This is a genomic window from Mesorhizobium sp. M2A.F.Ca.ET.067.02.1.1, assembly GCF_004023285.1.
Classification (GTDB): domain Bacteria; phylum Pseudomonadota; class Alphaproteobacteria; order Rhizobiales; family Rhizobiaceae; genus Mesorhizobium.
In genome coordinates, this window is record NZ_RZSB01000358.1 from 1 (window position 1) to 5,997 (window position 5,997).

Genomic DNA, 5,997 nt, shown 5'->3' on the forward strand with positions numbered 1-5,997 from the left:
CCCTCATGCAAATCGCGGGCCAAGGTCACGTTGCCGCCATAATCGCGGTGGAATGCGGATGACGGGTCAAGCTGCGGGCCTATGCCCTGCGCTCCTTGGAACCTGCGTGGCGGCAGCGCGTTTCTGGCGGCCGGCGAAGCGGGGTCATGGTTGGCGAATTGTTAAGTTTGCCAACCCTAGAGTGCGGACAAAGCCGCCCGGCAAGCGATTGAGCGAGAGCGATCAAACAAGAATGTCTGCCATGAGAACCAGCCGCCGTTTCTTTCTTACCGGAGCCTCCGCGCTCGCCGCGGCCGTGGTCGCCGGCCAGGCCAGCGCCCAGGACGTGATCGGGGATATCCTGAAATCCTCGACGCGCGGCAATTGGGACGACCAGTTCGACGCCCGCGGCAACGACACCAACAAGGTCGCCTCGACGCTGCCGATCTTCAGCCAGCAGACGGTGGCCTTCACGGAGCAGGCGGTGGCGCAGTACCAGAACATCGTCGCCCAAGGCGGCTGGGAACAGGTTCCGGCGACCAAGAAGCTGCAGCTCGGCGTCGACGACCCGGATGTCGTGCCGCTGCGCAAGCGCTTGATGGTCTCGGGCGACCTGCCGCAGAGCGCCGGCATCTCGACGGCCTTCGATTCCTATGTCGATTCCGCGGTCAAGCGCTTCCAACTCCGCCATGGCCTGCCGGCCGACGGCGCCATGGGCAAATACACCTATACGGCAATGAACGTCTCGGCGCAGATCCGCCTCGGCCAGTTGCAGACCAACCTGCAGCGACTGAAGGAAAAGGCCGGCACGCTCGGCAGCCGCTATGTGCTGGTCGACATTCCGGCGGCCCAGGTCGAGGCGGTCGAGAACGACCGCGTCGTGCTTCGCCATACCGCGATCGTCGGCAAGATCGATCGCCAGACGCCGATCGTGAACTCCAAGATCAACGAGATCATCGTCAATCCGTACTGGAACGCGCCGGTCTCGATCGTGCGCAAGGATATCATTCCGCTGATGCGGAAGGATCCCAACTACCTCAAGGACAGCCACATCCGCCTGTTCGCGCCGGACGGCAGCGAGGTCGATCCGATGACCATCGACTGGTCGACCGACGATGCCGCGAAATACCGCTTCCGCCAGGATCCGGGCAACAACAATGCGATGGCCTCGGTCAAGATCAACTTCCCGAGCCCGGACGGCGTCTATATGCACGACACGCCGCAGCAGAGCCTGTTCGGCAAGCTAATGCGCTTCGACTCGTCGGGCTGCGTGCGCGTCCAGAACGTGCGCGACCTCGTCACCTGGATCCTGCGCGACACGCCCGGCTGGGACCGCCAGCATTTCGAGGCGGCGATCAAGACCGGCGAGAACACGCCGATCAACGTGGTCAACCCGGTGCCGGTGCACTTCCTCTATCTGTCGGCATGGTCGACAGCTCCGGGCGTCGTGCAGTTCCGCGACGACATCTACGCCCTCGATGGCGCCCAGGAGCTGCAGATCAGCTCGGCTCAGTAAGCGTCTGATCTTGTTTGCACAAGCCGCCCATTGGGGCGGCTTTTTTGTTGCGGCATGAGGGTTCTGCAGCCGGCGCCGTTAACCTCCAAGAAGGATGCAACCCGATATAGGCTAGAAATAACAAGAGGGCGATAACGTATGCGTTGGCATATCAAAGCAATTGCAGTCGCGTTGGCCGTCGTTTTGGTTGCTCGATTTGCACTGTTTGACGACGCTGCGGAGTTCCGAAATTTCGCTGCATTGCTTATGCGGTACGGGCCAATGACTGTGGCGATCTAGGCGTTAGGGACTGTGCTTGCGTTGATAGCGATTTCACTGACGGCAAAACCCAAACAAGCGAGAGCCGTGTCGTTGCTGACCAGGGTAAACTACGTGCTGGTCGTAGTGCTACTTGGTGGCTCCTTCGCCGCATTTAAACTCGGCTTCTTAGCGTAAATATTCGCCCGACCTGCTGGCCTCTCTGCCGAACTGCTATATCAGTCGCTGGTTCACCAGCCGCGCCACCGCTTGCGCGCGGTTGACGGCGCCGAGCTTGCACCTGGCATTGTCGACATGGAAGCGCACGGTCGCCTCCGCGATGCCGAGGATCACCGAGATCTCCCAGTCGGTCTTGCCCTCGGCGACCAAAGCCAGGCTGTCGCGCTCGCGCGTCGTTAGCCTGACCGCCGTGGTCGGGGGCGGCGAGGTCAGGCTCATCAGCCTTTCCGTCAAGGCAAGGCCTGCCATGTGGATGGCGAACGCTCGTCCGGCGCAAACTCCCGCCGGCGAAAGCCGAGATGCAGCGAGGCGATCACGCCACCCGCGCCGTAAGAAGTGGCGCAGAGGGCGTCGTCGAAATTCGCCTCGCTCAGCGCCTCCCAAAAGCGCCGTATTGCGCATCGTCGTGCGGCGCGAAATCGCTGAAGCGGTAGCTTGTGCGGCTCTCGCGGATCACGCCCAGCAGCGGGTTGCATTCGAAGCAGACATAGTCGAAGGCCGGACTGCCGGGCCAGCCGCTCCGTGCCAGCCTGGTGATGAAGCCGCCGGCTGCCCAATGGCTGGCCGATGTCAGGATTGCCGCCGGCCTGCGGTAAAGCCTCGTCTGCAGATAGGAGGCGCCGAAATCTTCCATTGCCGCGAAGAAGGCCACGCTGGCGTCTTCGGCCGTAGGCGCCGCATACGCCGCCTCCACATGCGTCATCAATCGTGACAGCATCGCACGCCCCAGTATCAACCCACCCGGGAGACGGGGTTGCACGGGCCGTGCCATGCCGCAAGGGCAGGGGCGCTTCGTCTGTCAACCCGGCGATTTCGAGAGGTTGATGGAGTTGGCCCCTCGCGTATCAGGAAAGACGCGGCGCCAGCCACCCGCGCGCTTCCGGCGGGAAGGGTGCGGATCCGGTGCCCTCTTCTGCATTTGCCACGCCGATTCCAGGGCCTTGGCGCGGCGGCCGGCCACCCGGCGCCCCCTAGCAGCCTTGCGCTGACGCCGGGTGCCGGCCGGTTTTTTCGAATTTGGCTGGCGCTCCGGATATCGCGAGCCGCCGGATGCGCCCCGACGTCGGGGACGCTCTCGACCAAGCGCCGCGGCTGCGGCGAAAGAGTGGGCGTTGGCCGTCGGGCGCATCTTCGGCTTGCTAAAATCTTCTGTGGCCGCTTCGAACGCTGCGCGCCGAGGCCCCCGAATCCGGCCGCATCGAGATCGAACTCAGGCTTGCCGGCATCGAGGCCGAGCGCGCCGAACTGCAGGCGATGCTGCGCCGCGGTGACATCAACGACCACACGGCGCGCAAGCTGTTGACCGAGATCACCTTCTCCGAAGCGATCTTCAAGGGCCGGGAACCGCGGGATTAGAACCAGGCGGCTTTGTCTTGGCGCAAACCGGCCAGCAAATTTCGCGCCGCAAACGTGGCGGCCCGAAAACAACTGTGTTAATGCGCGGCGACCTCGCAGACCTCCGGCCCCAAGGGAAAGCAAGCCATGTCAAATGCAGCGGCAGCCTCCAGCAAATTCGAATCCTTCTTCGAGACCACGCTTGCCGACGCCGATCCGGAAATCTTCGGCGCCATCCGCAACGAGCTTGGCCGCCAGCGCCATGAGATCGAGCTGATCGCGTCGGAAAACATCGTGTCGCGCGCCGTGCTCGAAGCGCAGGGCTCGATCATGACCAACAAATATGCCGAGGGCTATCCGGGCAAGCGCTACTATGGCGGCTGCCAGTTCGTCGACGTGGCCGAGGAACTCGCCATCGAGCGCGCGAAAAAGCTGTTCGGCTGCAACTTCGCCAATGTTCAGCCGAATTCGGGCAGCCAGATGAATCAGGCGGTGTTCCTGGCGCTGCTGCAGCCCGGCGACACCTTCATGGGGCTCGATCTGAATTCGGGCGGCCACCTCACGCACGGCTCGCCGGTCAATATGAGCGGCAAGTGGTTCAAGGTCGTCTCCTATGGCGTGCGCAAGGACGATCACCTCCTCGACATGGACGCGATCGAGAAGACCGCGCATGAGACCAAGCCGAAGCTGATCCTGGCCGGTGGCACCGCCTATTCGCGTATCTGGGACTGGAAGCGTTTCCGCGAGATCGCCGATTCGATCGGCGCTTATCTGATGGTCGACATGGCCCATATCGCCGGCCTCGTCGCCGGCGGCGTGCACCCGTCGCCGCTGCCTTATGCCCATGTCGTGACCACGACGACCCACAAATCGCTGCGCGGTCCGCGCGGCGGCATGATCCTGTGCAACGACGAGGAAATCGCCAAGAAGATGAACTCGGCGGTTTTCCCGGGCTTGCAGGGCGGTCCGCTGATGCATGTCATCGCCGCCAAGGCGGTGGCGCTCGGCGAAGCGCTGAAGCCGAGCTTCAAGGCTTATGCGGAGAGCGTCGTCGCCAACGCCAAGGCGCTTGCGTCCAGCCTGCAGGAGACCGGCCTCGACATCGTATCGGGCGGTACCGACAACCATTTGATGCTGGTCGATCTTCGTCCGAAGAACGCCACCGGCAAGCGCGCCGAGGCGGCCCTCGGCCGCGCCAACATCACCTGCAACAAGAACGGGATCCCGTTCGATCCGGAAAAGCCGTTCGTCACCTCGGGCGTGCGCCTCGGCACGCCGGCCGGCACAACGCGCGGCTTCGGCCAGGCCGAATTCCGAGAGATCGGCAAGCTGATCGCCGAGGTGCTGGACGGGCTGAAGGTGGCGAATTCCGACGAAGGCAATGCAGCGGTCGAGGCCGCGGTGAAGGCCAAGGTCACGGCGCTGACCGACCGCTTCCCGCTCTACCCCTACCTCGGTTGATCCTTCCGCCGGCTGTTAGCCCTCGGTTGACCGGGCGCCGCGCGTCATCTTTTATCCTCGCGCTTCGCGCCGCTCCCTGATCGGGCGGCGCGCTTACCGGAGACTTGATGATGCGCACTTTCCACCTTGTCGCCTTGGCCTTGTCAGGCTCGCTGACCGCCTTCGCCCTGACCGGCGCAATTGCTCAGGAGCAGACGCAGTCCGCCTCCGACATGCCGGCCACCAAAACCTTCGGCAGGTGGACCACCATCATCGATACGCTCGATACCGGACAGGACGCACACAAAACCTGCGCCGCCTCGACGGCTTTCGTCGATGGCGACGGCAACGCCGGCTCCCTGACCCTGTCGATCTCGACCGGCGACGCGCTGCCGCCGGATGCCTATCCGGCCATCATGTTCATCATCGACAACAAGACCCTGCCGACGGGCGACAAGATCGCCGCGACTTTCGGCGACCCCGGCGTGAAGGTCGCCGCGACCGTAAGCTCCAACGCGGCCGCGGGCGGCCGTCCGAGCTGGATGGTCGACAACCAGGCCAAGACCAGCCTTGCTTTGCTGCGCGCCATGCGCAAGGTGACGTCGCTCGACGTGACCTTCGGCAAGCAGCAGGTCACCAGCATCCCGATGGACGGCTTCACCAAGGCCTATCGCAATCTCGGCACCTCCTGCGGGTTTTCGACCAAGGATGTCGCGCCCTGACACTGTCGGCCGGCGGGGTAAGCCGCTGGCAATCTTGCTTATGCATCGCTATCTCTGAGGCATAAAAGGCTCTAAGCCTGTCGCCCACAGAATCGCGAACCCAAGGCTCTCCATGCGCTGCCCCTATTGCCAGTCCGAAGATACGCAGGTGAAGGATTCGCGTCCCGCCGAGGATGGCGCGGCGATCCGCAGGCGGCGGGTGTGCCCGGATTGCGGCGGCCGCTTCACCACCTTCGAGCGCGTCCAGCTGCGCGACCTCGTCGTCGTCAAGAAGTCCGGCCGCAAGGTGCCTTTCGACCGCGACAAGCTGCTGCGCTCCGTCGAGATCGCCGTGCGCAAGCGCAATGTCGACCCCGAGCGCATCGACCGCGCGGTCACCGGCATCGTGCGCCAGCTCGAAAGCTCGGGCGAGACCGAGATCGCTTCAGGCGAGGTCGGCCGCCTGGTCATGGAGGCGCTGAAGTCGCTGGATGACGTCGCCTATGTGCGCTTCGCCTCGGTCTATCGCAATTTCCGCGAGGCCAGGGA

Annotated in this window: 6 protein-coding genes; 4 read left to right on the forward strand and 2 right to left on the reverse strand. The window is 63.9% G+C overall.

What is annotated here, in order from left to right; all coding sequences use genetic code 11:
* Nucleotides 1-241 precede the first annotated feature (241 nt).
* The gene (locus tag EOA28_RS22005; RefSeq protein WP_127386257.1) at nt 242-1,495 is read left to right on the forward strand and encodes a L,D-transpeptidase family protein; all 1,254 of its coding nucleotides are present in this window, start codon (nt 242-244) and stop codon (nt 1,493-1,495) included.
* A gap of 471 nt (nt 1,496-1,966) precedes the next feature.
* Here EOA28_RS22005 and EOA28_RS40380 read toward each other — a convergent pair whose 3' ends face one another.
* Complete coding sequence (locus EOA28_RS40380; protein ID WP_281059007.1) at nt 1,967-2,191, reverse strand: helix-turn-helix transcriptional regulator; 225 nt, start codon at nt 2,189-2,191, stop codon at nt 1,967-1,969.
* A gap of 151 nt (nt 2,192-2,342) precedes the next feature.
* Nucleotides 2,343-2,690, reverse strand: coding sequence for a hypothetical protein (locus tag EOA28_RS22015; RefSeq protein WP_128315259.1), 348 nt, complete (start codon nt 2,688-2,690; stop codon nt 2,343-2,345).
* 764 nt (nt 2,691-3,454) lie between these two features.
* Here EOA28_RS22015 and glyA point away from each other — a divergent pair.
* From glyA to nrdR, 3 genes are all read left to right on the forward strand, one after another.
* Complete coding sequence (glyA, locus tag EOA28_RS22020; protein ID WP_128315260.1) at nt 3,455-4,768, forward strand: serine hydroxymethyltransferase; 1,314 nt, start codon at nt 3,455-3,457, stop codon at nt 4,766-4,768.
* A gap of 107 nt (nt 4,769-4,875) precedes the next feature.
* Nucleotides 4,876-5,469 (forward strand): hypothetical protein, encoded by a 594-nt coding sequence (locus EOA28_RS22025; RefSeq protein WP_245463292.1) that lies wholly within the window; start codon nt 4,876-4,878, stop codon nt 5,467-5,469.
* 112 nt (nt 5,470-5,581) lie between these two features.
* The coding region (nrdR, locus tag EOA28_RS22030) for a transcriptional regulator NrdR (RefSeq protein WP_128315261.1) at nt 5,582-5,997 on the forward strand (416 nt) is incomplete at its 3' end.

What these genes read in the sequence shown, in the direction of transcription:
- EOA28_RS22005 (WP_127386257.1), top strand. Translation starts at nt 242, where the DNA reads ATGAGAACCAGCCGCCGTTTCTTTCTTACCGGAGCCTCCGCGCTCGCC.
- EOA28_RS40380 (WP_281059007.1), bottom strand. Translation starts at nt 2,191, where the DNA reads ATGAGCCTGACCTCGCCGCCCCCGACCACGGCGGTCAGGCTAACGACG.
- EOA28_RS22015 (WP_128315259.1), bottom strand. Translation starts at nt 2,690, where the DNA reads ATGCTGTCACGATTGATGACGCATGTGGAGGCGGCGTATGCGGCGCCT.
- glyA (WP_128315260.1), top strand. Translation starts at nt 3,455, where the DNA reads ATGTCAAATGCAGCGGCAGCCTCCAGCAAATTCGAATCCTTCTTCGAG.
- EOA28_RS22025 (WP_245463292.1), top strand. Translation starts at nt 4,876, where the DNA reads ATGATGCGCACTTTCCACCTTGTCGCCTTGGCCTTGTCAGGCTCGCTG.